Source organism: Micromonospora sp. WMMC241 (genome assembly GCF_027460165.1).
GTDB lineage: Bacteria > Actinomycetota > Actinomycetes > Mycobacteriales > Micromonosporaceae > Micromonospora > Micromonospora humi.
Genome location: NZ_JAPZBF010000001.1, coordinates 4,727,622 through 4,752,878 on the forward strand (window position 1 = coordinate 4,727,622; position 25,257 = coordinate 4,752,878).

Genomic DNA, 25,257 nt, shown 5'->3' on the forward strand with positions numbered 1-25,257 from the left:
CGTTCGCGACTGCGGGGCTCCGCTTCGCTGCACTCCTCGCGCTCACAGGGCTCCCCCGATCCGGAGCTGCACGGCGGCGACCCGCTGACGGATCCCGGTGGTGATGACGGCGGCGAAGGCGAGCGCGGCGAGCAGCAGCCCGGCGGCGGTCAGCCCGACCGGTGACCACGGCACGACGAAGACCGCCTCGGGCACCGGCCGGCCGGCGGCCGGGGTGAGGATCACCAGCGGCACCATGGTCGCCGCGACCAGGGCGCCGACGAGCAGCCCGACGCCGACCCCGATGACGGCCAGGAACGTCTGCTCGGCGAGGTACGCGCGGCCCAGCAGCCGAGGACCCGCGCCGAGCGTGTGGAACACGGCGAACTCGGTGAGCCGGCGTCGGGTGGTGGCCCAGACGTCCACCGCCAGACCGACCAGGGCGAGCAGCACGGAGCCGAGCGCGGCGGCGAGCAGCCCGGTGCGGGCCCCCCGCCAGTACGGGTCCCGGGCGGCCTCCTCGGCGACCCGCTGCCGGTCGTGCAGCACGGTGCCGTCCATTGTGGACAACGCCTGCGCGGCGGCGGCCTGCCCGCCGGGCCCGGTCCTTAGCCACCACTCGGCCACCGACCGGACGCCGCCGCGCTGCTGGAGCACCTGGTTCGTGGCGGCGGGCAGGTCGACGAGCACGCCGTCGCCCTCGGTGCCGGGCACCGCGGCGACCCGGCCGACCACCTTCACCTCCAACGTCACCTCGGCCAGGGCCAGCTTGAAGGTGTCGCCGGTACCCACGCTCAGCGCCGCCGCCACCCCCGGTGTGATCAGCACCGGCACCGGCGGGGCATCGCCGCGCGGCACCACGGCGAACCGGGACGGCGGCGTGACCGCGAACTGGAGCAGGCCCTCCTGCACCTCGAACGTCCGCACCACGTCCACGGCGGTCGGGGTGACCTGCGCGGCGCCGCGCGGGCCCTCCGCCGGGTCGATCACCCGCCAGGCGCCGTCGATCGGCAGCGGCAGCGCGGCCCCGCCGGCGTCGGTGAGTCGCAGCCCGTCCAGGACCAGCCGGTAGGCGGAACCGATGACGTCGCCGCCGTCGGCCTCGAAGCCGGCCAGCCGCAGCGGCGCCCCGCCGCTGTCGGGCAGCGCGACGGAGAAGCGCACCGGGCGGCCGTCCCCGCCGGCCTCGGCCAGCCGCAGCCGCCAGGCGGCACCGGCATCGGTGGTGAAGAGCGCGCTCACGGTCACCTTCGGCGGCGTGTACTCGGTGTCGACCGGGGTGCGCACGGTGCCGGCGAGCGTCCGTGCCCCGGCCGGCAGGACGCCACCGGCGGGCGCGCCCCGCGCGCCGACCAGCCGGTCGAGCAGGCCGGCGGTGGACGTCCCGCCGTCGGCGTCGTCGAGCCTGATCATTCCGCGCGCGGCGGCGGCGTCCAGCGCGACCGCGGTGGCCGGCCGCGACTCCCGGCCCAGGCGCAGCTCGTCGCGCCAGGCCGGCAGCACCCGGTCCAGCCCGGGAGCGGCGGCCAGCACGCCGGCCCGGTCGTCGGGGGCGGTGCCGTCGCGCTCGGTCAGCCGCAGGTCGGTGCCGACCGTGTGCCACGCCTGGTCGCGCTGCGACTGCTCCCAGGAGGCCACCAGCGACCAGGCCAGCGTGCTGCCGCCGACGGCGAGCGCGAGCAGCAGCACCGGGCCGGCGTGCGGGCGGCGCCCGGCCTGCCACATGCCGAACATGGTGGCGTTCCACGGCCGCCGGTCGACGAAGCGTTCCGCGAGCCGGGTGGTCGGCGGCAGCAGCCGCAACGCGACCACGGCACCGGCCAGCACGCCGATGGTGGGCGCGGCGGCGAGCAGCGGGTCGATGCCGAGGCTGCCGTTCGCGCCGGCCAGCGGTGACGAGTATTGCCGCAGCTGGGTCCAGGCGAGCACGGCCAGCACCACCAGGGCCAGGTCGACGCTGGCGCGTTGCACCGCCGCGCCCCGGGTGGGACGGGAGCGGGCCGCCATGTCCGCGACGTAGGTGCCGGCCCGGCGCAGGGCCGGCAGCACCATGGCGAGCAGACAGCCGACCGCCGCGCCGATCGCGACCAGCCAGACCCGGGCGACACTGCCGTCGGTCAGCCCGAGGTCCGCGCCGAGGTGCCGCACCGCCTGCCCGGTCAGCGCCGGGGCCAGCAGCACGGCCGGCGCCACCACGAGCGTCGCCTCGCGTACGGCGAGCCCGGCGAGTTGGCCGCGGGCGGCGCCCCGGGCCCGCAGCAGCGCGGTCTGCGCCCGCCGGTCCTCGTTGAGCAGCGCGGCGACCAGCACCAGCGCGTACCCGCCGAGCACCACGATCAGCAGCAGCGGCGTGAGCAGGGCGGAGCGGCCCACCAGGTCGGCGCGGCCGAGCCGGTCGACCAGCCGGTCCAGGTGGCTGACCTGCTGCGCGGAGGAGTCCAGGCCGGTGGCCCCGGGCAGCCGGTCGGTGACGTCGGCCAGCGCGGCGGTGACGGCCGAGAGCCGGGCCGGCTCCACGCCGACCAGGTCCGGCGCGACCACCCAGGCCGCCGAGACCGACCCCGGGAAGGTACGCGCGAAGTCCGCCGGGTCCAGCACGAACGGCCCGTACGACGTGCTGGCCGCGTCACCCTGGCCGTCGCCGACGCCCGGGGCGAGCCGCCAGTACGCGTCGGAGGCGTCCCGGGGTCGCCACGTGCCGGCGATCGTCACCTCGCTGCCACGTTCCGCGGCCCGGTCGAAGAGCGGCACCCGCTCCCCGACCTCCAGGCCGAGCCGCGCGGCGACCTTCTCCGGGACGGTCACCTGCAACGGGGCGGCGCCGGCGGTCGGCCACGTCCCGGCGGTCAGCTCGGCGCGCGCCGGCAGGTCGTCCAGGGTGCCCAGGCTGGCGAACATCGGGTCGTCGCTGGTGCGGGCGGCGCCCACGTCGCCGGTCAGCTCCCGCCCGGTGCCGTAACGGGCGGCGGTCACGGCCACCGGTGCGCTGCCCAGGCCGCCGGCAAACTGCGCCCGGACCGCCCGGTCCCGCTCGGCGAACGCCTTCGCGTCGGCGCCGCCGGAGCCGCTGACCAGCAGGCTGCGCTCCTCCGCCGGGGCGGCGTCGAGCACCGCCCGGGCGCCCGCCTCGACCGCCCGCCGGTTGTAGTCGGAGAGCCCGGTGACCAGCCCGACCGCGACGAGCGCCGCGACCGCGGCGGCGAGCAGCAGCCCACGGGCCTCGACCGCCCTCCTCCACACCAGCTTCATCCGACGTCCTCTCCTGGCCCGGGTGAGCCGACGACCAGGAAGACCCACCAGGCCCGGGAAAAGGTTCGCGCCCGTTACATGATCGTTACCCCCACCCCACCCCCGCCCGGCCCCGCCCGACCCCGCCCGGCCCCGTCCGATCCGTCGATCTTGGAGTTGTGGCGCCGCGGATTTCCGGTATGAGCGGTTCATCAGGTGCCACAACTCCAAGATCAGCGGAGTGGGTGGGGGTTGTCCACAGGGGCGGACGGCGGGGTGGGTGGGGCGGGAGTCTGGGCGGGTGTGGCGGTATGACGAGTTGCGGGCCGGCGGGGTCACTCGCGGGGCGGTCCGGCACCGAGTGGAGGCGGGAAGACTGGGGCGACTGTCCCGAGGCGTCTACGGCCTCGCCGACGACGAGACGAGCCGGTTGCGGGCCCTGTTCCGTCGGCTGCCGCCCGGCACTGTGGCGGGGTTCCACACCGGCGCCCGGCTGCACCGGTTCGGGGCCGCCACCAGCGACAAGGTGCACGTGATCGTGCCGACCGGCGGGTCGGTGCCGTGCATCCGGGGCGTCGCCGCGCATCAGTCGGTCCTGCCCGTCGCCGGAGCGGTGGAGATAGCCGGGGTGCCGTGCGCGCCGGCCGCACGCTGCGCCGTCGACCTGGCCCGGGCGGTACGCCGGACGGACGCGCTGCCGGTGCTGGACCTCTGCCTCCGGGTGGGCGCGTGCCGGCGCGAGGATCTCCTGGAGGAGTTGGCGTGGCACGCCGGTCTGCGCGGCGTACGGCAGGCGGCTCGCCTGGTCGAGTTGGCCGACCCGCGCTCGGAGTGCCGACAGGAGAGCCAGTTGCGCCTGCTGGTGATCGACGCCGGGCTACCCCCGCCGGAGCCACAGCTCTGGGTCCTCGACGAGGACGGTGTGCCCGTCTACCGGCTCGACCTGGGTTACCGCCGGCAGCGGGTCGGCGTCGAGTACGACGGCCGCTCCCACCTCGACCCCGGCCGCATGCACCATGACCGCGCACGCCTGAACTGGCTGGCCGAGCAGGGTTGGCGCATGCGCGTCTACACCGCCGTCGACCTCTACCGCCGTCCGAGTCACATCCAGACGTCCCTCCGTCTCCTCCTCACCACGCCCTGACCGCCCCACGCCGCCCGCCTCGTCAATCTTGGAGTTGTGGCACCGGACATACTCGTGCCAGATGGACATTCAAGGAGCCCCAACTCCAAGATCGACGCAGAAGCGGAGCGGACCGGTGGAGCGGGCGTCGCGTAGCGGTGCAGGGAGACGCCGGCTGAGCCGAGCACCCCTGGGCGTACGCCTCGACCCGGTCGTCGGCCAGCCGGACGCCAGCCGCGCGTGCCGCGTATTGGTCAGGCGTCTTTCGGGCGGTCGCGGTCCTTGGAGGGCTGGACCCGCTTCGGCTCGCCGGGCATCTTCGGATATTCCGGTGGGTAGGGCAGGTCGCCGAGACCGTCGGCGGCGTCGCGCTCGGCCCACTCCAGCAGCGGGGTGATGTCCCACGGGGCGTCGTCGATGCCGGCGTGCGGATCGCCCCGCTCGGCGAACCGGGTCGGCACGGTGCCCAGGTGGAAGTCGTCCGGGTCGACCCGGGTCAGCTCGGCCCAGTCGACCGGGGTGGAGACGGTGGCACGCGCGTTGGCCCGCAGCGAGTAGGCGCAGGCGATGGTGCGGTCCCGGGCGGTCTGGTTGAAGTCGACGAAGACCCGCCGGCCCCGCTCCTCCTTCCACCAGGCGGTGGTGACCAGCTCGGGCCGGCGCCGCTCCAGCTCCCGGGCCAGCGCGATGGTGGCCCGGCGCACCTCGACGAACGTCCAGCGCGGCTGGATGCGCAGGTAGACGTGGACCCCGCGGCCGCCGGAGGTCTTGGGCCAACCGGGCACGCCCAGCTCGTCCAGCAGCCCGCGCAGTTCGCCGGCGGCGGTCACCGCGTCGGTGAAGTCGGTGCCGGGCTGCGGGTCGAGGTCGACCCGCAGCTCGTCCGGTCGGTCGGTGTCGGCGGCGCGCACCGGCCAGGGGTGGAAGACCACGGTGCCCATCTGCGCCGCCCAGGCGACGTGGGCCAGGTCGGCGGGGCAGAGCTCGTCGGCCTTGCGGCCGCTGGGAAAGCTGATCTCCGCGGTGCGGATCCACGGGGGTACGCCGCGCGTCGGCACCCGCTTCTGGAAGAACATCTCCCCCTCGACGCCCTCGGGGAAGCGTTGCAGGGTGGTGGGCCGGTCGCGCAGGGCCCGGGTGATGCCCTCGCCCACCGCGAGGTAGTAGTGGAAGACGTCCGCCTTGGTGAAGCCGCGCTGCGGGAAGATCACCCGGTCCGGGCTGCTGAGCCGCACGGCCCGCCCGGAGACCTCGATCTCCTCGACGGCGCTTCTGCTGCCCGCCATCAGGCGACCATATGCGATGGCACCGACAGTCGACGTACCGTTGGGTGGTGAGTCTTTCCGACAACGAACTGCCCCGCACCGAGGACGAGTGGCGGGTCCGGCTGAGCCCGGAGGAGTTCCGGGTGCTGCGTCAGGCCGGCACCGAGGCGCCCTGGACCGGCGAGTACGTCGACACCAAGACCCCGGGCGTCTACCACTGCCGGGCCTGCGGGTTGGAGCTGTTCCGCAGCGACGACAAGTTCGACTCGCACTGCGGCTGGCCGAGCTTCGACGACGCCATCCCGGGTGCGGTCAAGGAGATCCCCGACAACACGCTCGGCATGCGGCGGGTGGAGATCCGCTGCGCGCGCTGCGACAGCCACCTGGGCCACGTCTTCGAGGGCGAGGGCTTCACCCCGAAGGACACCCGACACTGCGTCAACTCGATCTCGGTGCGACTGGAGCCGAGCGCCGGCTGACCCCCGCTTGCCCCGGTGCGCTATCGGTGGAGTCATGCCCGATCTCGACGTACGACGGCTCGCCGCGGTGGACATGCACGGACCGGCGGGGTCGCCGGTGCGGCGGCGGGTGATCCTCGTCGAGTTCGTCGCCGGCCTGCTGGGCTGCGTCGCGCTGGGGTGCTGGGCGGTCGCGGCCGGCGGGCCGGTGCGCACCGTGGCCGGCGGCTACCTGGCGCTGGTGGGGCTCAACTACGCGCCGCTCGCGCTGCACGCGGCCGCGCTCAGCCGGCGCGGTGCCCTGGACCGGGAGCTGGCCGGCGTGGACGTCCACGCCGAGCTGCGGCACTACACGCTGGCACAGCTCTGGATCTTCGTGCCGCTGCTGGTGCTCTGGCTGGCGGTGCGGCAGGCCCGCCGCCGGTGACGCCGCCGGCGGCGTCCACTCCGGCACGGCAGGACCGGACCGCGGCGGTGTCGGCGCGCAGCCGGCCGTCTCGCCCCTCCGCACGCCGCCGGGACGGGGTGGCGGACGCGACTGTCGCGACACGCCGGGGAGACTCGCCGTCGGGCCGGCACCAGGTTCGCCGGTTCCGGTTGCCCCCGCGGGTCCGCTGCCCGACCCTGAGGGGACAGGTCCGTTTTTGGGGGGTTTGGCATGGGTAGCTGTGAGGTCTGCGGCAACGACTACTGGATGGCGTTCGAGGTGCGCACCGTCGACGGGGCCCGGCACACGTTCGACTGCTTCGAGTGCGCGGTGCACAAGATGGCGCCGATCTGCGAGCACTGCCAGATCAAGATCGTCGGGCACGGCGTGGAGGTCTCCGGCCGCTTCTTCTGCTGCGCCCACTGCGCCCGGGCGGTCGAGGGCGACCAGGGCGCCGAGATCCGCGACGCGGTCGGTGCCCGCCCCGCCTGAGCCGCGCCGGTCCACCCGACCGACGGGCCACCACCGCAGTCGATCTCCGGCTACCATCCCCCGGTGATTCGACGGCCGATCGTCGCGGCGACCCTGCTCACCGTGCTCGTCGCGCTCGGCGGCTGCACCGCGGCGCCCGACCCGGGCGAGCCGCCGGCGACCGCCGCGCCGGCCCTGGTCGCGCCCGTGCCCACCGACGGCGGAGCCGCCCGCGCCCTGCGGGACCGGCACGCCGCCACCGGCCGCCTCGCCGATCTGGCCGAGAAGCCCGAGCACGCCAGCGAGCGACTCGACTCGGACGGGATCGCCTGCGGGCGGCCCGTGCCCCTTCTGGACCGGCGGGAGGCCGCCTCGACCCGGGTCTTCGGCACACCGAAGGGGGCCCCGGCCGAGGAGTTCGTGGAGCTGGCCCAGGAGACCGTGGTCTACCCGGACGACGCCACCGCGGCCGACGCCGTACGCCGGATCTTCGACCTGCTCGAAGCCTGCGACCGCGACGAGGAGGACGGGCAGGTGACCGCCGGGCACTCCGCCGTCGACCTGCCCACCTCGGTGGGCGTGCCGGGCCGGGCGGTCGCCGCGACCATGACGCTGCCCGACGGCACCCGTTTCCCGCACCGCTACGGCTGTCTGCACCGGGGCCGGGTGACCCAGTGCGTGGGGGTCTGGACCCGGTCGGCCACCACCACCGAGACGTGGTTCGACCGGGCCGTGCTCGCCACCGCGGCCGGCCTGCGCGCGGCAGGCTGACCACGCGCCGGGCCGGGGCCGCGCGCCCGCCGGCCACGGCCTAGCCTGGCGGGATGTCCGTCGAGTCCCACCTGGCCGGCTTCGCCGAGCTGGACGCCCGCACCTTCCACGACCTGCTCCGGCTGCGCATCGACGTGTTCGTGGTGGAGCAGTCCTGCCCGTACCCGGAACTCGACGGCCGGGACGTCGAGCCCGGCACCCGGCACCTCTGGCTGACCCGCGACGGCGCCGTCGTGGCGTACCTGCGGATCCTCGCCGATCCGGGCGACGTGGCCCGGATCGGCCGGGTGGTGGTGGCGCCGGCGGCCCGCGGCGCGGGCCTGGCCGGCGCGCTGATGACCGAGGCGCTCGCCGCGGTGGGTGACCGGCCGTGCGTGCTGGAGGCACAGACGCACCTGGTCGGCTTCTACGCCGGGCACGGCTTCACGGTCAGCGGCCCCGGCTACGTGGAGGACGGCATCCCGCACACGCCGATGCGCCGGAATCCAAACTAATTGACGTGTGTCGTTTCATGTGGCAGCGTGCGGACCGAGCCGCCACGCGGGAGAGGGCAACTCCCGACAGTCCGGGCGTCGTGCACCGACCCCCACCCGGAGGCTTCACATGTCCACTCCCCACCGCCGTCGGATCCCGCTCGGCGCGGCGATCCTCGGCGTCTGCGCGGTCGTCGCCGCGCTGCTCACCACCGCGTTCTCCGGCCCGGCCTCGGCGCACGGGTCCGTGGTCGACCCCGCATCCCGCAACTACGGCTGCTGGCAGCGCTGGGGCAGCGACTTCCAGAACCCGGCGATGGCCACCCAGGACCCGATGTGCTGGCAGGCCTGGCAGGCCGACCCGTCCGCCATGTGGAACTGGAACGGGCTGTTCCGCGAGGGCGTGGCCGGCAACCACCAGGGCGCCATCCCGGACGGCCAGCTGTGCAGTGGCGGACGCACCTCCGCCGGCCGCTACAACTCCCTCGACACCGTCGGTGCCTGGAAGACCACGTCGATCTCCAACAACTTCCGGATCAAGCTGTTCGACCAGGCCAGCCACGGCGCCGACTACATCCGGGTGTACGTGACCAAGCAGGGCTTCAACGCGCTCACCACGCCGCTGCGCTGGAGCGACCTGGAGCAGGTCGGCTCGATCGGCAACACCCCGGCCAGCCAGTGGACGCCGGAGACGTCGGGTGTGTCGATCCAGGTGCCGGCGAACGCGCCGGGCCGCACCGGCCGGCACATCGTCTACACCATCTGGCAGGCCAGCCACCTGGACCAGTCCTACTACCTGTGCAGTGACGTGGACTTCGGCGGCGCCGGCCCGTCCCCGACGGCGACGCCGACCGCCTCGCCGACCGCGTCCCCCACCACGTCGCCGACCGCCGGCCCGACCCCGACGTCCACCCCGCCGTCGACGCCGAACCCGGCCGGCGGCTGCACCGCCACCTACCAGATCACCGGCCAGTGGGGCGGCGGCTTCCAGGCCGAGGTGAAGGTGACCAACGGCAGCGGCTCGCCGATCCGCGGCTGGTCGGTGAGCTGGAACTACCAGAACGGCCAGCAGGTCAGCTCGGCGTGGAACGCCACGGTGACCACCAGCGGAACGCTCGTCACCGCGCGCAACGTCGCCTACAACGGGGCGTTGTCGCCGGGCGCGAGCACCTCGTTCGGCTTCACCGGCACGTCGACCGGCACCAACCCGGTGCCGGGGATCCTCTCCTGCACCACCACCGCCTGAACCACCCCCTCCCGCCCCGTCGCGGGTAAGCAGGGGCCCCCTCTCAACACCCAGGTGTGAAAGGGGGCCCCTTCTCTACCGGAGGCGTTAACAGGGGGCCCCGCCTTTCACACCAGGCAGGTGACGATGTCGGCGATCGGGCGGCGGCGGCCGGTGTAGAACGGGACCTCCTCGCGCACGTGCCGGCGGGCCCGGGAGGCCCGCAGGTCGCGCATCAGGTCGACGATCCGGTGCAGCTCGTCGGCCTCGAACGCCAGCATCCACTCGTAGTCGCCGAGCGCGAACGAGGCGACCGTGTTGGCCCGCACGTCCGGGTAGCCCCGCGCCATCTTCCCGTGCTCGGCCAGCAGCTCCCGCCGCTCGGCGTCGGGCAGCAGGTACCACTCGTACGAGCGGACGAACGGGTAGACGCAGAGGTAGGCGCGCGGGTCCTCGTCGGCCAGGAACGCCGGGATGTGGCTGCGGTTGAACTCCGCCGGCCGGTGCAGCGCCATCTGCGACCAGACCGGGGTGAGCGCCCGGCCCAGCGTGGTGCGGCGGAACCGCAGGTACGCGTCCTGGAGCGCGTCGCTGGTCGGGGCGTGCCACCAGATCATCAGGTCGGCGTCGGCGCGCAGCCCGGCCACGTCGTACGTGCCCCGGATCGTCACGTCCTTGCCGGCCAGCTCGGTGAAGAGCGACTCGACCTCGTCGACGACGTTCTCCCGCAGCGAGGGCAGCGGGCTGCTGGCCCGGTACACCGACCACATGGTGTAGCGGATGGTGTCGTTCAGCTCCCGCAGCCGCGCCGCGTTGGTCTGCTCGGTCATGCTGCCGATCCTCCCAGTGCCGTGATGATCTCTTCGGCCGCCGTCTCGCCGGAGCGGACGCAGACCGGTATGCCGACCCCGTCGTAGCCGGCCCCGGCCAGGGCCAGCGTCGGGTGGGCGCCGCGCAGCGCGGTCCGCACCGCCGCCACCCGGGCCGCGTGCCCCGGGGTGTACTGCGGCAACGCACCACCCCACCGCTGCACGTGCCGGGCCACCGGCTCCGGCAGCGCCGTGCCCAGCGCAGCCGACAACTCCCGGCGTACGGTGGCGGCCAGGTCGTCGTCGGTGAGCTGGAGCGAGGTCTCGTCGCCGTAGCGGCCCACCGAGGCCCGCACCAGCGCCAACCCGTCGGGTCGGCGCAGGTGCCCCCACTTGGTGGTGAAGAACGTGGCCGCCTTGATCAGCAGGCCCTCGGCGGCCGGCACCAGGAATCCGGACAGCTCCGGCAGGTCCGGCCCGGGCAGCGCGAGCGTGACCAGCGCGACGCTGGCGTAGTCGAGCGCGCCGACGGTGTCGGCCACCTCGGCGGCCTCGACGGCGAGCAGCCGGGCCGCCGGCCGGGCCGGCACCGCCAGCACCACCGCGTCGGCGTCCACCAGCTCGGCGTCCCGGGTCGGCCCGACGGTGAGCCGCCAACCGGTCGGGGTGCGGCGCAGCTCCCGCACCGCGGCATCCCGGCGGATCGTCGCCCCGCTGGCCGTCGCCGCCGCCTCGACGAGCGTGCTCAGCCCGCCGGCCAGGGTGCCGAAGACCGGCGCGCCGGGCGCGCGCGGGGCGGCGGCCTGCGCGGCGCGTACCGCGCCGACGAGCGTGTGCTCGGCGCGCGCCGCGCGGGCCAGCGCCGGCATGGTGGTGACCAGGGACAGGTCGTCGGCCCGGCCGGCGTAGACGCCGCCGAGCATCGGGTCGACGAGGCGGTCCACCACGTCGTCGCCGAGCCGCTCCCGGACCAGCCGGCCGACCGCGAGGTCCTCCCCCGGGGCCAGCAGCGGGCGGCCCGCGTCCCGGTCGGCGTCCGCCGCCGGCCGGGCCACCGTCGCCACCTTCGCCAGATCCCCGGGTACGCCGACGAGCGTGCCGCCCGGCACCGGGCGCAACCCGCCGTCGACGAGCAGGGCGGCCTGGCCGACGCTCGGGTGCACGATCCGCGTGCCGAGGTCGAGCCGGCGGGCCAGCGTCACCGCCGCCGACTCCCCGCCGGCCGGGTCGCGCATCAGGAACGACTCGGCCCCGAACTCGACCGGCCCGCCGGCCAGCTCACCGGTGCGCAGCTTGCCGCCGAGGCGGCCGGACTGCTCGTACACGGTGATCTCGGTGCCGGCGGGGGCGCGGTCGCGCAACCGGACGGCGGCGGCCAGCCCGGTGATCCCGCCGCCGACGATCGCCACCCGCCACGGTCGCGCCACGACGCCCCCTAGCGGGCCGGTCGCGCGGACAGCTCGTGCACCAGCGCGACCACCCGGGTCAGCACGTCGGGGTCGGTCTCCGGCAGGACGCCGTGGCCGAGGTTGAACACGTGGCCGGGCGCGGCCCGGCCCTGCTCGACGATCCGCCGCACCTCGGCCTCCACCACCGGCCAGGGCGCGAGCAGCACGGTCGGGTCGAGGTTGCCCTGCACCGCCTTGTCCGGCCCGATCCGGCCGGTGGCGACGTCCAGCGGCGTACGCCAGTCGACGCCGACCACGTCGGCGCCGGCCTCGCCCATCGCGGCGAGCAGCTCGCCGGTGCCCACCCCGAAGTGGATCCGCGGCACGCCGGCGTCTTCCAGGCCGCCGAGCACGTACGACGAGTGGGGCATGACGAAGCGGCGGTAGTCGGCCTCGGAGAGTGCGCCGGCCCAGGAGTCGAAGAGCTGTACGGCGGAGACGCCCGCGTCGATCTGCACCCGCAGGAACGACAGCGTCACCTCGGCCAGCCGGGCGCAGAGCGCGTGCCACAGCTCCGGGTCGCCGTGCATCATCGCCTTGGTCTTCGCGTGGGTCCGCGACGGCCCGCCCTCGACCAGGTAGCTGGCGAGGGTGAACGGCGCCCCGGCGAAGCCGATCAGCGGGGTGTCGCCCAGCTCGGCGACGAGCAGCCGGACCGCCTCGTCCACGTAGGACACCTCGTCGCGGCCGATCACCGCGATCCGTTCCACGTCGGCGGCGGTACGCACCGGCTCGGCCACCACCGGCCCGGTGCCGGGCACGATGTCCAGGTCGATCCCGGCCGCCGCCACCGGCACCACGATGTCGCTGAACAGGATCGCCGCGTCCACCCCGTGCCGGCGGACCGGCTGGAGGGTGATCTCGGTGACCAGCTCGGGTCGGCGGCAGGACTCCAGCATCGGCACGCTGGCCCGGATCTCGCGGTACTCCGGCAGCGACCGGCCGGCCTGGCGCATGAACCAGACCGGGGTGTGCGGGACCGGCTCACGCCGGCAGGCGCGCACGAACGGCGAGTCGGCCGGCCCGCCGCGGCGGGGTTCTCCGTCTCGGGCGGCAGTGCCCGTGGTGTCGGTGGTCATCGCGGCAATCGTGCCACGCCCCTCGACGGCGCCCGCGCTCACCGTGCGCATTTGTGACGTAGAAGGAGGGGCCCCCTGTTAACGCCTCCGGTAGAGAAGGGGCCCCTTCTCACACACAGACGCGCCCGGCGCGCCGTCACCCACCGCACGGCGGAGGCGGCATAGGCTGCCGGCATGGCCCCCCCGATCGCGCTCCCGGAAACGTTCGCTCGCGCGGTCGCGGGGCTGCGGTCGGCCACACCCCGCCCGGAGATCGTGCTGGAGGAGGTGGGCGCTCCGCAGCGGCTCGCCCCGTACGCCTTCGCCCTCTCCGCCGCCGTCCTGCGCGACGACGACGAGGTGGCCACCGGGCGGCTGATCCTGCTGCACGACCCGGCCGGGCACGAGGCCTGGCAGGGCACGCTGCGGCTGGTCACCTACGTCACCGCCGAGCTGGAGGTCGACCTGGCCAGCGACCCGCTGCTGCCCGGCGTGGGCTGGACCTGGCTGACCGACGCGCTGGACGCGCAGGGCGCCGGGCACCGGGCGATCGGCGGCACGGTCACCCAGACGCTCTCCACCCGCTTCGGCGAGCTGGCCGGGCCACCGGCCGCCGGCGACATCGAGATCCGCGCCTCCTGGACGCCGCTGCGGGCGGATCTGGGCCCGCACCTGCTGGGCTGGTGCACGCTGCTGGCCTCCACCGCCGGCCTGCCCCCGCCCGGCGTGACCGCGCTGCCCACCCGCCGCTCCGCCGGCGCCGCCTGACACCCACCCCACCCGGCGCCCCGGTTCCGTCGATCATGAAGTTGGCGGCCATCCCGGAGATCCGGAACGCCGCCAACTTCATGATCGACCGAGGGAGGACTCAGAGATAGTTCTCGGCCTCGTTGCAGACCTTGTCGAGGCCCTTGTTGGCCGCCTCGAAGGCCGCCTTGTCACCGCGCGACGCCGCCGCGATGGCGGTGGTCAACTTGTCCAGGCAGCTCGCGATGACCTTCTTCTGCCGAGTCTGCTCGTCGCGGTCGTTCTTGGTGCCGGTCAGGTCCTGCTCGGTGTCGGCCAGCCGATCCTGGACCGTCTTCATCTCGCCCCTGAGCTTCTCGAGCTCCCGCTGGTTCGCCGAGATGGTGCCGTCGCGCTGGCTCACCTGCCGCTCGGCCCGGTCCAGCTTGCCGTCGGTGGTGACGTAGAGACCGGTCATCACGCCTCCGAGCACGAGGAGCAGCCCGGCGACGAGGGCGAGCACCAGCGTGCTCCGGCCCCGGCCGCCCCCGGCCGGCGCATCCGCCGACGGGCCGTACCCGGCCGGCCCGTAGGGCGCACCGGCGGCGGTCGGCGCGGACATCGGTTGCGGCCCGTGACCCGGGCCCGACACGGGCGGCCCGTAACCCGGGCCCGAGACGGGCGGCCCGGACATGGGCTGCGGCCCGTGACCGGGAGCGGGGACGGGCGGGGCCGACATCGGCGGGTAGCCGGCGGCCGGCGGCGGGCCGTAACCGGGACCCGAGACGGGCGGCGCGGACATCGGCGGATGACCGGCGCCGGAGACCGGCGGCGCCGACATCGGCTGCCCCGGTGCGGGGACCGGGGCGGCGCCCGGCGCGTACTGGCCGGGCACGGGTGGCTGGGGCCGGGTGGGGTCGGGCTGGGCCGGGCCGTACGGCGAGGGCGCGGGCCGGCTCCCGTAGACCGTGCCGCCCGGCGACGGGGACGGGTGATCACCCGCTCCGCTCGGTGGCTGGGACATGTCGTTCCTCCAGATGTGCTGGTCCCCGCGGGGTGGCCCGATGGGCCGGGGTCGAGGCGGCGCGTCCCGGGCCACACCCGGCGTGGCGGGAAACCGCGGAGCGCCGGGGGCGGGCCGCGCCGTCAGCAGAGCTTGAACCGGTCGCAGGCGGTCTTGATCGGCACCGCCAGCCCGATGCCCTCGGCGTCCCGGGCCTTGGCCGTGGCGATGCCGACGACCTCCTTCGATCCGTTGATCACCGGGCCGCCGGAGTTGCCGGGGTTGATCGGCGCGTCGAACTGGATGACCGGGCCGGAGCCCCCCTCGTCCTGGCGGAACGCGCTCACCACACCGGTGGTGACGCTGTCCTGCAACCCGAGGGGCGCGCCGACCACCACGATCTGCTGGCCGGACTTGACCGGCGTACGCGCCGCGACCAGGCCGCCGAACTTGGCGGTGGTGCGCAGCTGCGCCAGGTCCTTCTCCTTGTCGGTGGCGACGATGGTCGCCTCGAACCGCTGGTCGGTGCGCTCCAGGAACACCTTGCGCTCGCCGGCGGCGAAGACCGACTCCACCACGTGGAAGTTGGTGAGCAGCGTGGTGCCACCGCCGGACGGGGCCTTGCCGACCGCGAACGCCGTGCCGGTGAACTGGCCGGCCCGCACCCGGAACACGCTGGGCAGCACCGCGCTGGCCACGGCCTCGGGATTGAAGGCGGCGCCGGCCTGCTTCTCGAGGCTCCCGGCGCGCTGCTCCAGCCCGTCGAGCCGGCGGGCGTCCGCGCCCTGCGCCTCGGCCGTCCGCCGGTCGGCGGCGGCGAGTCGGTCGTCCAGCCGGTGAATCTGGTACGCCTGCACGCCGGTCACCACGGCCAGCACGCCGGCCAGCGCCAGCGCCAACAGCGGCAGCCAGCCGCGGCGGCCGGACGGGTCGGGGCGTACGCCGGACGCGCCGAAGCCCAGTTGTCCCGGGCCGGTGGAGGGCTGGCCCGGATAGGCCGGACCTGAGATCGGCTGCCCCGGGAAGGCCGGCCCGGGCACCGGCGGCCCGGGGTACGGGGAGGCGGACGCCGGAACGGCCGGGTAGGAAGCGGGCTGCCCCGGGTACGGCGCCCCGGACGCCGGCGGCGCCGGATACGACGAACCGGCGGCGGCCCGCGCCGGGTAGGACGAGCCCGAGCCGGGCTGACCCGGATAGGACGAGCCCGGCGCGGACTGACCCGGGTAGGGCGAGCCCGGCGTGGACTGACCCGGATAGGACGAGCCCGAGCCGGTCGACGACGGACCGGGGTAGGCCGGCCCGGGGTTCGGCTGGGCCGGCACGACGGGTGACGCCGCGCGGGCGGTGGCACCGTACGAGGGGCCGGCGGCGCCGGACCGGGCCGGGTACCCCGGGTACGGCGGCGCGGCCGGGTGGTCGGCGCCGGACGTCGGGTAGGTGGGGTGGGCCGCCGGGTGGCTCGCGCCCGGTGGGGCGATGCGCGGCGGCAGCGGCCCAGGCCGGTCGGCCGTTCCGTCGCCGTCCCGCCCCGGCACACCGTCGCCGGTTCCGTAGCCGCCTGCCATGATCGTCCGTCCTCCCCGCCGGCTCCGCCGGCGCACCGACCGCCGCCCGGTCGCCCCCGCTCCGCTCACGGCTCGATGGACCGTACCGGCGGGAACGGGGTTTGTCTCCCCCGTTGTCCGACCCTCTCACCCCCGCGCAACCCGGCCCGTTCCGGACACCCGGCGGACATCTCGTCGACACGCACCGGACCGGCTGCGCGCACCGGATCGTCCGGCCCACTAGGGTTGTCAGGTGACCGACGAACCACCCCTGCGCCGTCGGGCCGCCGAAAGCCGTACGGGAGAGGTGTCTCCGCATCCGTCGTCGGCCGTGCCGGAGCCGGCGGACGCGGGGACCGAGACCGACACGGGCGCAGCCGTCCCGCTGACCGCCCCGCGCGAGGGCACCCCCGCGCCGGTAGCCACCTCGACCCAGCTCGACGAGGTGGTGGCCCGCTTCGCGGCCGGCACCGGCCCGGTGGCCCTGGACGCCGAACGCGCCTCCGGATACCGCTACAGCCAGCGGGCCTACCTCGTGCAGCTGCGCCGCGCCGGCGCCGGCACCGCGCTGGTCGACCCGCTGCCGCTGCCCGACCTGTCCGCCCTCGACGCGGCGATCGCCGAGGCCGAGTGGGTGCTGCACGCGGCCAGCCAGGATCTGGCCTGCCTGGCCGAGCTGGGGCTGCGCCCGCGCCGGCTGTTCGACACCGAACTGGCCGCCCGGCTGGCCGGTTTCGAGCGGGTCGGCCTGGCCGCGCTGACCGAACAGCTGCTCGGCTTCAGCCTGGAGAAGCACCACTCCGCCGCCGACTGGTCCAGCCGGCCGCTGCCGGAGTCCTGGCTGACGTACGCGGCGCTGGACGTGGAGCTGCTGGTGGACCTGCGCGACGCGCTCGACGCCGAGCTCGACCGGCAGGGCAAGTCCGGCTGGGCCGCGGAGGAGTTCGCCGCGCTGGTGCGCAACGGGGCACGCCCGCCCCGGGTGCGCGCCGAGCCGTGGCGCCGGACGTCCGGGATCCACCGGGTCCGCGGGGCCCGCGCTCAGGCCCGGGTCCGGTCCCTCTGGTACGCCCGGGACCAGATCGCCTCGCGGCGCGACGCCGCACCGGGCCGGGTGCTGCCCGACTCGGCCATCGTGGCGGCCGCGGAGCTGGACCCGAAGGACGAGAAGACGCTGCTGACCCTGCCCGGGTTCGGGGGTCGTTCGGTGCGCCGGCTGGCGCGTACCTGGTTGGCGGCGTTGGACGACGCACGCCAGCTGCCGGACGACGCGCTGCCGGTGAGTCCGACGGTGGAGGGCCCGCCCCCGCCGCACCGGTGGGCCGAGCGCGACCCGGTGGCGGCGGGCCGGCTGGCCCGCTGCCGGGAGGTGGTGGTCGGCACCGCCGCGGCGCGCCGGCTGCCGGCGGAGAACCTGATCACGCCGGACTCGATCCGCCGGTTGGCCTGGCAGCCGCCGGAGGAGATCACCGACGAGACGGTCGCGGAGGTGCTGCGCACGTTGGGTGCCCGCGAGTGGCAGCTCGGCCTGCTGCTGCCCGCGCTCACCGAGGCCCTGCGCACGCCCGCCGCCTGACCCGGCGGCGGGGTGGGGTGTGGGGTCTGCCACACGGGGGGTGGTGACGCGGTTGGTTACTGACGAGTAGCATCCGGGGAAATGGCCAGTGCCGAGGGAGGCTCCCAGTGCCCCGTGAAGTTCGAGATGTCGTCTTCGTCGACGGCGTCCGTACCCCGTTCGGCAAGGCGGGTGGGATGTACGGCAACACCCGCGCCGACGACCTGGTGATCCGCTGCATCCGCGAGCTGATGCGCCGCAACCCGCAGCTGCCGCCGGAGAAGGTGGAGGAGGTGGCGATCGCCGCCACCACCCAGATCGGTGACCAGGGCCTGACCATCGGCCGCACCGCCGCACTGCTGTCCGGCCTGCCCAAGACCGTGCCCGGCTTCGCCATCGACCGGATGTGCGCCGGCGCGATGACCGCCGTCACCACGGTGGCCTCCGGCATCGCCATGGGCGCCTACGACGTGGCCATCGCCGGCGGTGTCGAGCACATGGGCCGCCACCCGATGGGCGAGGGCGTCGACCCCAACCCGCGGATCGTCGCGGAGAAGCTTGTCGACCCGTCCGCCCTGGTGATGGGCGCCACCGCGGAGAACCTGCACGACCGCGTCCCGCACATCACCAAGGAGCGCACCGACGCGTTCGCGCTCGCGTCCCAGCAGAAGACCGCCAAGGCGTACGCCAACGGCAAGCTCCAGGGCGACCTGGTGCCGGTCGCGGTGCGCGACGAGGACGGCGGCTGGGGTCTGGCGACCGTCGACGAGGCGCCGCGGGACACCTCCCTGGAGAAGCTGGCCGGGCTGAAGACCCCGTTCCGCCCGCACGGCAAGGTCACCGCGGGCAACGCGGCCGGCCTGAACGACGGCGCCACCGCCGCGCTGCTGGTCGCCGAGGACACCGCCCGTGAGCTGGGCCTGCCGGTCGGCATGCGGCTGGTGTCGTACGGCTTCGTCGGCGTCGAGCCCGAGGTGATGGGCGTCGGCCCGATCCCGTCGACCGAGAAGGCGCTGCGCATCGCCGGCCTGAGCATCGACGACATCGGCCTGTTCGAGCTGAACGAGGCGTTCGCGGTGCAGGTGCTCGCGTTCCTCGACCACTTCGGCATCGCCGACGACGACCCCCGGGTCAACGCCTGGGGCGGCGCGATCGCCATCGGGCACCCGCTCGCGTCCTCCGGCGTCCGGCTGATGACCCAGCTCGCCCGGCAGTTCGCCGAGCACCCCGAGGTCCGCTACGGCCTCACCGCCATGTGCATCGGTATCGGCATGGGCGGCACGGTCATCTGGGAGAACCCGAACTGGGAGGGTGGAGACAAGTGAGCCTGGCCGCACCGAACGAGGTCGTCACCAAGGCGCTGCTGCGTCAGGTGAACGTACCGGGGCTGGACCGGCCCGCCGCACTGATCACCCTGGACAACGGCTTCGACCACACCAAGCCGAACAGCTTCGGTCCGGGCGGGCTGACCAGCCTGGACGAGGCGATCACCGCCGCCCTCGCGGCGAACCCGGCGTTCGTCGCGGTCACCGGCAAGCCGTACATCTTCTGCGTGGGCGCGGACATCACCAGCCTGCCGCAGTTGGAGAGCCGCGAGCAGGCGCTGGAGATCGGCCGGCTCGGCCACCGGGTCTTCGCCCGGCTGAAGGACAGCGACGTGCCGACGTTCGCGTTCGTCAACGGCGCGGCCATGGGCGGTGGCCTGGAGCTGGCGCTGCACTGCCACTACCGGACGCTGTCGGCGGGCGCGGCGGCGTTGGCGCTGCCCGAGGTCTCGCTCGGCCTGGTGCCCGGCTGGGGCGGCACCCAGCTGCTGCCGAACCTGATCGGCATCCCGGCCGCCACCCAGGTGATCCTGCAGAACCCGCTGATGCAGAACAAGATGCTCAAGCCGAAGCAGGCCGCCGAGATGGGCGTCGCGGACGTGCTGCTGGAGCCGGCCGACTTCCTGGAGCGGTCGCTGGAGTGGGCCGCCGGCGTCGTCCGGGGCGAGGTCACCGTGACCCGTCCCGAGGTCGACAAGGACATGTGGGCGGGCGTGCTCTACTTCGCCCGGCAGACCCTCGACCAGCGGCTGCACGGCGCGGTCCCGGCCGCGTACAAGGCCCTGGACCTGCTGGAGACCGCCAAGGACGCGGACTTCGCCACCGGCACCGCCGCGGAGGACGAGGCGCTCGCCGACCTGGTCTTCTCCGAGGAGCTGCGCAGCGGCCTGTACGCGTTCGACCTGGTGCAGCGGCGGGCCAAGCGCCCGGCCGGCGCGCCGGACAAGGGCCTGGCCCGGCAGGTGACGAAGGTGGGCATCGTCGGCGCCGGCCTGATGGCCAGCCAGCTCGCGCTGCTGTTCGCCCGGCGGCTCCAGGTGCCGGTCGTCATGACCGACCTTGATCAGTCCCGGGTGGACAAGGGCGTGGGCTACGTGCACACCCAGATCGAGAAGGCCGTCAGCAAGGGGCGGATGGACAAGGGCACCGCCGCCAAGCTGTACGGCCTGGTGTCGGGCTCGGTCGACAAGTCGGTGTTCGCCGATGCCGACTTCGTCATCGAGGCGGTCTTCGAGGACCTGGGCGTCAAGAAGCAGGTCTGGGCCGAGCTGGAGAAGATCGTCAAGCCGGAGGCGGTGCTCGCCACCAACACCAGCTCGCTGTCGATCACCGAGATGGCGGCCGACCTGGAGCACCCGGAACGGGTCGTCGGCTTCCACTTCTTCAACCCGGTCGCGGTGCTGCCGCTGCTGGAGATCGTCCGCGGTGAGCGGACCGACGACGCCACCCTCGCCACCGCGTTCGCGGTCGGCAAGCAGCTCAGGAAGTCGTCGGTGCTGGTCAAGGACGCCCCGGCGTTCGTGGTCAACCGGCTGCTGACCCGTTTCCTGGGCACCGTCTTCGCCGCCGTCGACGCCGGCACCCCGCTGGACGTGGCGAACAGCGCGCTGGACCCGCTGGGCCTGCCGATGCGCCCGCTCGCGCTGCTCCAGCTGGTCGGGCCGGCCGTGGCCTACCACGTGGGCGGCACGCTGCACGCGGCGTTCCCGGACCGGTTCGGCGTCAGTGAGAACCTCAAGCGGATCGCCGACTCGGGCCAGCCGATCGTGGTCGACGACCAGATCAACGACGAGGTCGCGAAGCTGCTGGTGGTCGGCGACCAGCCGCTGACCGCCGAGCAGGTGCGGCAGAACGCGCTCGACGCGATGGCCGAGGAGATCCGGCTCATGCTCGACGAGGGCGTCGTCGCCGAGGCGCCGGACATCGACCTGTGCATGATCCTCGGCGCCGGCTGGCCGTTCCACCTGGGCGGCGTCACGCCGTACCTGGACCGGACCGGGACCTCCGAGCGGGTGACCGGCCGGCGGTTCCTGCCGCGCGGCGTGGCCAGCCTGCGCTGACCGACGGGCCATCGATCGCGGTGGCCGGGCCGTCCGTTCCGGACGGTGCGGCCACCGCGTTCGGCGTTCCGGGCCCGGTCACGGATGGGTCCCGGTTTCGTCACACCGGTCTCGGGCGGACAGCGGAGTGTCGGCGGACCTGGCTACCATCACGCGTCCAGAATTCTCACAGGAGCCGCCTTCATGTCCCAGCCGCCGTCCAACCCCTACCCCGGCAACAACCCCCCTCCCTCACAGCAGCCGGGTGGCTACCAGCCGCCGCAGCAGCCGCAGTACGACGGCGGCTACCCGCCGGCGCCGCAGCAGCCCCAGTACGGCGGTGACTACCCGTCTCAGCCGCCGCACGGCGGCGACCAGTTCGGCGCGCCGGTGCCGCCGAAGAAGAAGTTCGGGGTCGGCAAGATCCTGCTGATCGTCCTGGCCGTCGTCCTGGTGCTCTGCGTCGGTGGTGGCATCGCCATCTGGGCCGCCGCCGGGGACGAGGTCAAGGACGCCGTCAACGCCAGCAAGACCCGGGTGGTCGAGCCCGCGACGCTGGGCGGCCGGCCGAAGGTGACCGAGCCGACGCTGCAGAACGCGGCCGTGCAGATGAAGTCCGAGCTCGGCAAGGACGTGCCGAACGCGACCAGCACGGCGGGCGCCTTCTACGGCGATCCGGCCAAGAAGGACCTGGTCATGGTCGTCGGTGTCTCCGGCATCATCGCCGACCCGAAGAAGGAGATGGCGGACGCCATCACGGCGGTCACCCCGCAACTCGGCACCAAGGACTTCAAGGCTGTCGACGCCGGCCCGCTCGGCGGCGACGCCAAGTGCAGCGACGGCAAGGCCCAGGACGTCCCGGTGGGCGTCTGCGTCTGGGCCGACAAGGGCAGCCTCGGCATGATGGTGGTCTATTTCAAGAGCGCCGCCGAGTTCCAGTCGGAGTTCGTCACGCTGCGCGGCGAGGTCGAGAAGCAGGACTGATCCCGCTCATCGCGCACCGAGCGCCGGGCCCCCGCCGTCGGCGGGGGCCCGGCGCCGTGTTCGGGTCAGGCCGACGCGGCGCGTTCCGCCGGGCTGCGGCAGACGCAGAACTCGTTGCCCTCCGGGTCGGCGAGCACCACCCAGCCGGTGCCGTCCGGCCGGCGGCGGTCGTCGACCACTGTGGCCCCGAGGTCCCGCAGCCGCGCGACCTCGGTGTCCCGGGTGCCCTCGGCCGCGTGCAGGTCGAGGTGGAACGCGCCCTTGCCGTGCCGCTCGCCCACCTCGACGAAGAGCAGGTCGGGGCCGTGCCCACCGGGCGCGACGAGGACCGCCTCCGGGTCGCCCGGGAAGTCGTCGTCGGCCAGCTTGCGGTCGAGCACCCGGGCCCACCAGGTGGCCAGGGCGTACGGGTCGTCGGATTCGACGGTCACGCAGTGGATCTCTGCACTCATGGTGCTTCCTCCTGTGGGGGTGCGCCCCGGCGGAGTGCGAGGGTCAGCGGGGAACGCGGGGCGCGGGATCGATGCGAACGGACATCACCACACCCCCTTCCACCTCTCGGCTGACGGCACGATCTTGCCACCGCCGCCGTCCCCCTGACAAGGGTGTTAAGAAGGGGCCCCTCCTATGCAGAATGCGTTAAGAAGGGGCCCCTCCTTACACCCTCACGGGCCGACGAAGACGGCCTTCGCGCGCCAGTCGACCCCGTCGACCGACGGCCCGCTGCGCACCGTGAACGTCGCGCCCGGCGCGCCGGCGGCCCAGTCGGTGGCGGACAGGTCACCGGTGGTCCGGTTGACCTTGTAGAGCGTGTTGCCGGCGAGGAAGACCGCGCCCGCGTCGGCGAGCCCGCCGGAGCCGGCCACCGGGAACCGGTCCGCGCCGACCGTGCCGCTGTCCGGGGTGAACCAGCGCCAGAACAGGCCGCTCTGCCCGGAGAGCGTGTAGTAGAGCCGCCCGTCCGAGTGGAACATGCCGGTCACGTTCGGGATCTCGGCGTAGAAGCTCGTGGTCACCCCGACGTACGTCTGGCCGGCCGGGCCGGAGTCCGTGATCACCGTGTCCCAGTAGGCGTCGTGGTAGGGGTCGACGAGCGCCGGGGCGCCGAACGTCGTCCCGTTGAACGTCCGCCGCCACAGCGCGCCGTCCATCCCGTAGAACAGCGTGCCGCCGACCCAGAACGCGCCGCGCGCGGTGGACCAGGCGGTGCCGTCCGGGTTCGCCACCGGGCTCGCCGCGCCGACCGTGCTCGCCCCGTCGTACGAGCGGGCCTGCACCTCGTCGCCGGTGCCGGCGGGCGGCGGGCCGGTCTTGACGATCTCGATGCCGTCGACCAGCGGGTTCTCCACCACGTGCCGGAACTCCAGGTCCACGGCGCCGTCGCTGACCACGGTGAACTCCCGCATGGTGCCCACGTTGTGCCCGACGCTGGCGGACAGGTCGAGGTCGTCGAGGACGGTGGTGCCCTCCAGCGCCACGTCGAAGACGCGTTTGCCGGCGGTGCCGGTGCCGTCGTACCGGTTGGCCAGGTAGAGCCGCACCTGCACCTCGGTCCCGGCGGGCACCGGGAACTGCCAGGTCATCTCCGGCGCGCCGGCCGGGTCGTACCGTTCGTCGCTGTAGAGAGCGGCGGGCGTGCCGGCCGGCACTGTCGCGTCCAGCGAGCCGACCGCGGCGAAGCCGGCGGCCGAGCTGCCGGTGTTGTGGTACGGGCTGGGGTTGCCGCCGTCGTCGACCGCCCAGTCCGGCCCGCCGTCGGTGGCCGGCACCGCCGGGCCGCCGGCGTTCACCCGGTACAGCACGTTCGTCGGCTTCGGCACGCCGGCCTGGTAGACGGTGCCGGGCAGGGTGGCCGAGGTGGTCGGGTGCGGGGCGGTGCCGCCGGCCAGCGGGAAGAACGCGATCCGCTCGCGGCGGTACTGGAAGTTGCCGATCCACGAGGTGTCCCCGCCGACCCAGAGCCCGGCCGGGGTGACCAGCATCTCGGAGGCGCCGATGCCGCGCGGGTGCCGGCCCGGGTTCCAGGACAGCGGCAGGCCGGTACGCGGGTCGAGCGCCGCGATGCTGGCCCGGCCGACCGCGCCGGCCCGGGCGTTGTCGGCGCCGGCGGTGTTGTTCAGCCAGCGGAAGTGGCCCCCGACGTAGACCGCCTGCTCGCTCACGGCGACCGAGAGGAACGTGTCGCCGCCGGTGTAGTCGATCCAGGTCGGCTGCGCGTCGGCGGCGGTGGTGCCGCCCTCGAAGCGGGCCGCGGCGTCGCAGAGCGTGCCGGCGTACGGCGATCCGGTGGTGACCACCACGAAGTAGCCGCCGTCCGGCGCGTAGGCGATGTCCCGCATGTACGAGTCGAAGGCCTGCCACTTGCAGCGCGGCGTGTAGCGGCTGGTGTTCCAGTCGGCGACGGTGGCGGCGGTCGCGCCCAGGTCCAGTTGGACGATCTGGTCGTGCAGCACGTCGTCGGCCTTCTTGAAGTTGCCGATCACCACGAGCCGCGTGCCGTCCGGCGAGACGGCCATCTTCTCCACCCCGACGCCGGCGTTGGAGCCGCTGATCCCGTCGTAGTTGTGGTGCTCGGTCAGCGCGGTGGTGAGGTAGGTGTCCACCGCGCCGGTGGTGGCGTTGAGCGAGGCCAGCCCGGCGCGCGGGGTGGTGTTGCCGGCGGTGGTGAAGATGCCGCCGACCAGCAGCCGGTTGCCGATCAGGGCGATGTCGTTGACCAGCCCGTTGAACGCCGGCGGGGCGAAGCCGGTGACCAGCGCCCCGGTGGCGACGTCGACCAGTGCCACCTTGCGCCGGGTCACCCCGTTGACGGTGTTGAACTTGCCGGCGACGAAGACCGTGCCGGCGGTCGGGCCGGCGACCACCGCGTACACCTCGTTGTCGACGGCCGGCGCGAACGCGGTGTCGACGGCCCCGGTGGCCTTGTCGAAGGCGAGCAGGTAGTTGCGCGGGATGTCGGTGTCGGAGTTGCGGTTCTGCACGGTGTGGAACGAACCGGCCACGATGATCTTCGTGCCGGCGTCGTGGATCGCGTCGACGGTGCCGTCCATGATGTCCGGCGAGGCGGTGGCGGGGACGGCCTTGACCACTGTCGTGTGGTTGGGCGCGGCGCCGGCGGGTGCGGCCGGGGCCAGGCCGGCCGCGGTGAGCGCGACGGCGGCGAGGACCGCGAGGGCGCGGCGGCGCGGGGCCGAGGGGTGGGTCACGGGCAGCTCCGTAGGATCGGCGGGGAGGCGTGTCGCTCCGCTCACCCTGGGCCACGCCCGCACCGCCGTCCAGCGCCCGGCAAGCTTTCTGACCGACCACCGCGCCGCCACGCCCGACCACCCGCCGCGCCGGCCGGGAC

Annotated in this window: 21 protein-coding genes; 12 read left to right on the forward strand and 9 right to left on the reverse strand. The window is 74.4% G+C overall.

The genetic code is table 11. From position 1 onward, the window contains the following. Nucleotides 1-42: 42 nt before the first annotated feature. Nucleotides 43-3,228, reverse strand: a complete 3,186-nt coding sequence (locus O7598_RS21300; RefSeq protein ID WP_269693078.1) for an ABC transporter permease — start codon at nt 3,226-3,228, stop codon at nt 43-45. Between the two features lie 280 nt (nt 3,229-3,508). Here O7598_RS21300 and O7598_RS21305 point away from each other — a divergent pair, with 280 nt between their 5' ends. After that, entirely contained in the window at nt 3,509-4,351 is an 843-nt protein-coding gene (locus tag O7598_RS21305; RefSeq protein ID WP_269693079.1) for a hypothetical protein, read from the forward strand. 233 nt (nt 4,352-4,584) lie between these two features. Here O7598_RS21305 and ligD read toward each other — a convergent pair whose 3' ends face one another. Next, a complete protein-coding gene (gene ligD, locus O7598_RS21310; RefSeq protein WP_269693080.1) occupies nt 4,585-5,616 on the reverse strand; it encodes a non-homologous end-joining DNA ligase in 1,032 nt (343 codons plus the stop codon). A gap of 47 nt (nt 5,617-5,663) precedes the next feature. On the opposite strand from ligD, the gene msrB reads away from it, so the two are divergent. From msrB to O7598_RS21340, 6 genes are all read left to right on the forward strand, one after another. Further along, entirely contained in the window at nt 5,664-6,074 is a 411-nt protein-coding gene (gene msrB, locus O7598_RS21315) for a peptide-methionine (R)-S-oxide reductase MsrB (protein ID WP_091070737.1), read from the forward strand. Between the two features lie 34 nt (nt 6,075-6,108). Beyond that, entirely contained in the window at nt 6,109-6,480 is a 372-nt protein-coding gene (locus tag O7598_RS21320; RefSeq protein WP_269693081.1) for a hypothetical protein, read from the forward strand. A 231-nt stretch (nt 6,481-6,711) separates the two neighbouring features. After that, nucleotides 6,712-6,972, forward strand: a complete 261-nt coding sequence (locus O7598_RS21325) for a Prokaryotic metallothionein (protein ID WP_269693082.1) — start codon at nt 6,712-6,714, stop codon at nt 6,970-6,972. A 63-nt stretch (nt 6,973-7,035) separates the two neighbouring features. Further along, a complete protein-coding gene (locus O7598_RS21330; protein ID WP_269693083.1) occupies nt 7,036-7,722 on the forward strand; it encodes a hypothetical protein in 687 nt (228 codons plus the stop codon). Between the two features lie 53 nt (nt 7,723-7,775). Beyond that, nucleotides 7,776-8,216, forward strand: coding sequence for a GNAT family N-acetyltransferase (locus O7598_RS21335; RefSeq protein WP_269693084.1), 441 nt, complete (start codon nt 7,776-7,778; stop codon nt 8,214-8,216). A gap of 109 nt (nt 8,217-8,325) precedes the next feature. Then, nucleotides 8,326-9,441 carry a lytic polysaccharide monooxygenase gene (locus O7598_RS21340; RefSeq protein ID WP_269693085.1) on the forward strand — a complete coding sequence of 372 codons (1,116 nt, stop codon included), beginning with the start codon at nt 8,326-8,328 and terminating at the stop codon, nt 9,439-9,441. A 107-nt stretch (nt 9,442-9,548) separates the two neighbouring features. On the opposite strand, the gene hemQ is transcribed toward O7598_RS21340, so the two are convergent. The 3 genes from hemQ to hemE are packed head-to-tail and all read right to left on the reverse strand — an operon-like array spanning nt 9,549 to nt 12,756. After that, on the reverse strand, nt 9,549-10,250 hold the full coding sequence (gene hemQ, locus O7598_RS21345; protein WP_269693086.1) for a hydrogen peroxide-dependent heme synthase: 702 nt from the start codon (nt 10,248-10,250) through the stop codon (nt 9,549-9,551). After that, entirely contained in the window at nt 10,247-11,656 is a 1,410-nt protein-coding gene (hemG, locus tag O7598_RS21350; protein ID WP_269693087.1) for a protoporphyrinogen oxidase, read from the reverse strand. Before hemG ends, hemQ begins: the two co-directional genes overlap by 4 nt. A gap of 8 nt (nt 11,657-11,664) precedes the next feature. Further along, the gene (gene hemE / locus O7598_RS21355) at nt 11,665-12,756 is read right to left on the reverse strand and encodes a uroporphyrinogen decarboxylase (RefSeq protein ID WP_269693088.1); all 1,092 of its coding nucleotides are present in this window, start codon (nt 12,754-12,756) and stop codon (nt 11,665-11,667) included. 174 nt (nt 12,757-12,930) lie between these two features. Here hemE and O7598_RS21360 point away from each other — a divergent pair, with 174 nt between their 5' ends. Beyond that, the gene (locus O7598_RS21360; RefSeq protein WP_091070596.1) at nt 12,931-13,503 is read left to right on the forward strand and encodes a DUF3000 domain-containing protein; all 573 of its coding nucleotides are present in this window, start codon (nt 12,931-12,933) and stop codon (nt 13,501-13,503) included. 100 nt (nt 13,504-13,603) lie between these two features. On the opposite strand, the gene O7598_RS31375 is transcribed toward O7598_RS21360, so the two are convergent. Further along, entirely contained in the window at nt 13,604-14,083 is a 480-nt protein-coding gene (locus O7598_RS31375) for a hypothetical protein (protein ID WP_332367382.1), read from the reverse strand. A 524-nt stretch (nt 14,084-14,607) separates the two neighbouring features. Beyond that, the gene (locus O7598_RS21370; protein WP_269693090.1) at nt 14,608-16,029 is read right to left on the reverse strand and encodes a trypsin-like peptidase domain-containing protein; all 1,422 of its coding nucleotides are present in this window, start codon (nt 16,027-16,029) and stop codon (nt 14,608-14,610) included. 232 nt (nt 16,030-16,261) lie between these two features. On the opposite strand from O7598_RS21370, the gene O7598_RS21375 reads away from it, so the two are divergent. The 4 genes from O7598_RS21375 to O7598_RS21390 all read left to right on the forward strand — a co-directional run bounded on the left by O7598_RS21375 (nt 16,262) and on the right by O7598_RS21390 (nt 21,911). Next, entirely contained in the window at nt 16,262-17,584 is a 1,323-nt protein-coding gene (locus O7598_RS21375) for a ribonuclease D (protein ID WP_269693091.1), read from the forward strand. A 107-nt stretch (nt 17,585-17,691) separates the two neighbouring features. Further along, nucleotides 17,692-18,888: a thiolase family protein gene (locus tag O7598_RS21380; protein WP_269693092.1), complete on the forward strand. Its 1,197-nt coding sequence runs from the start codon at nt 17,692-17,694 to the stop codon at nt 18,886-18,888. After that, nucleotides 18,885-20,948, forward strand: a complete 2,064-nt coding sequence (locus tag O7598_RS21385) for a 3-hydroxyacyl-CoA dehydrogenase NAD-binding domain-containing protein (protein WP_269693093.1) — start codon at nt 18,885-18,887, stop codon at nt 20,946-20,948. Before O7598_RS21380 ends, O7598_RS21385 begins: the two co-directional genes overlap by 4 nt. A 183-nt stretch (nt 20,949-21,131) precedes the next feature. After that, entirely contained in the window at nt 21,132-21,911 is a 780-nt protein-coding gene (locus O7598_RS21390; RefSeq protein ID WP_269693094.1) for a hypothetical protein, read from the forward strand. A 65-nt stretch (nt 21,912-21,976) separates the two neighbouring features. Here O7598_RS21390 and O7598_RS21395 read toward each other — a convergent pair whose 3' ends face one another. Further along, nucleotides 21,977-22,363, reverse strand: a complete 387-nt coding sequence (locus O7598_RS21395; protein WP_269693095.1) for a VOC family protein — start codon at nt 22,361-22,363, stop codon at nt 21,977-21,979. 213 nt (nt 22,364-22,576) lie between these two features. Then, the gene (locus O7598_RS21400) at nt 22,577-25,117 is read right to left on the reverse strand and encodes a malectin domain-containing carbohydrate-binding protein (protein ID WP_269693096.1); all 2,541 of its coding nucleotides are present in this window, start codon (nt 25,115-25,117) and stop codon (nt 22,577-22,579) included. Nucleotides 25,118-25,257 lie beyond the last annotated feature (140 nt).

Coding starts and splice junctions, on each gene's coding strand:
- O7598_RS21325 (WP_269693082.1), top strand. CDS start 6,712: ATGGGTAGCTGTGAGGTCTGCGGCAACGACTACTGGATGGCGTTCGAG.
- O7598_RS21335 (WP_269693084.1), top strand. CDS start 7,776: ATGTCCGTCGAGTCCCACCTGGCCGGCTTCGCCGAGCTGGACGCCCGC.
- O7598_RS21395 (WP_269693095.1), bottom strand. CDS start 22,363: ATGAGTGCAGAGATCCACTGCGTGACCGTCGAATCCGACGACCCGTAC.
- O7598_RS21360 (WP_091070596.1), top strand. CDS start 12,931: ATGGCCCCCCCGATCGCGCTCCCGGAAACGTTCGCTCGCGCGGTCGCG.
- ligD (WP_269693080.1), bottom strand. CDS start 5,616: ATGGCGGGCAGCAGAAGCGCCGTCGAGGAGATCGAGGTCTCCGGGCGG.
- O7598_RS31375 (WP_332367382.1), bottom strand. CDS start 14,083: ATGTCCGCGCCGACCGCCGCCGGTGCGCCCTACGGGCCGGCCGGGTAC.
- O7598_RS21340 (WP_269693085.1), top strand. CDS start 8,326: ATGTCCACTCCCCACCGCCGTCGGATCCCGCTCGGCGCGGCGATCCTC.
- O7598_RS21320 (WP_269693081.1), top strand. CDS start 6,109: ATGCCCGATCTCGACGTACGACGGCTCGCCGCGGTGGACATGCACGGA.
- hemQ (WP_269693086.1), bottom strand. CDS start 10,250: ATGACCGAGCAGACCAACGCGGCGCGGCTGCGGGAGCTGAACGACACC.
- O7598_RS21300 (WP_269693078.1), bottom strand. CDS start 3,228: ATGAAGCTGGTGTGGAGGAGGGCGGTCGAGGCCCGTGGGCTGCTGCTC.
- O7598_RS21390 (WP_269693094.1), top strand. CDS start 21,132: ATGTCCCAGCCGCCGTCCAACCCCTACCCCGGCAACAACCCCCCTCCC.
- O7598_RS21370 (WP_269693090.1), bottom strand. CDS start 16,029: ATGGCAGGCGGCTACGGAACCGGCGACGGTGTGCCGGGGCGGGACGGC.
- hemE (WP_269693088.1), bottom strand. CDS start 12,756: ATGACCACCGACACCACGGGCACTGCCGCCCGAGACGGAGAACCCCGC.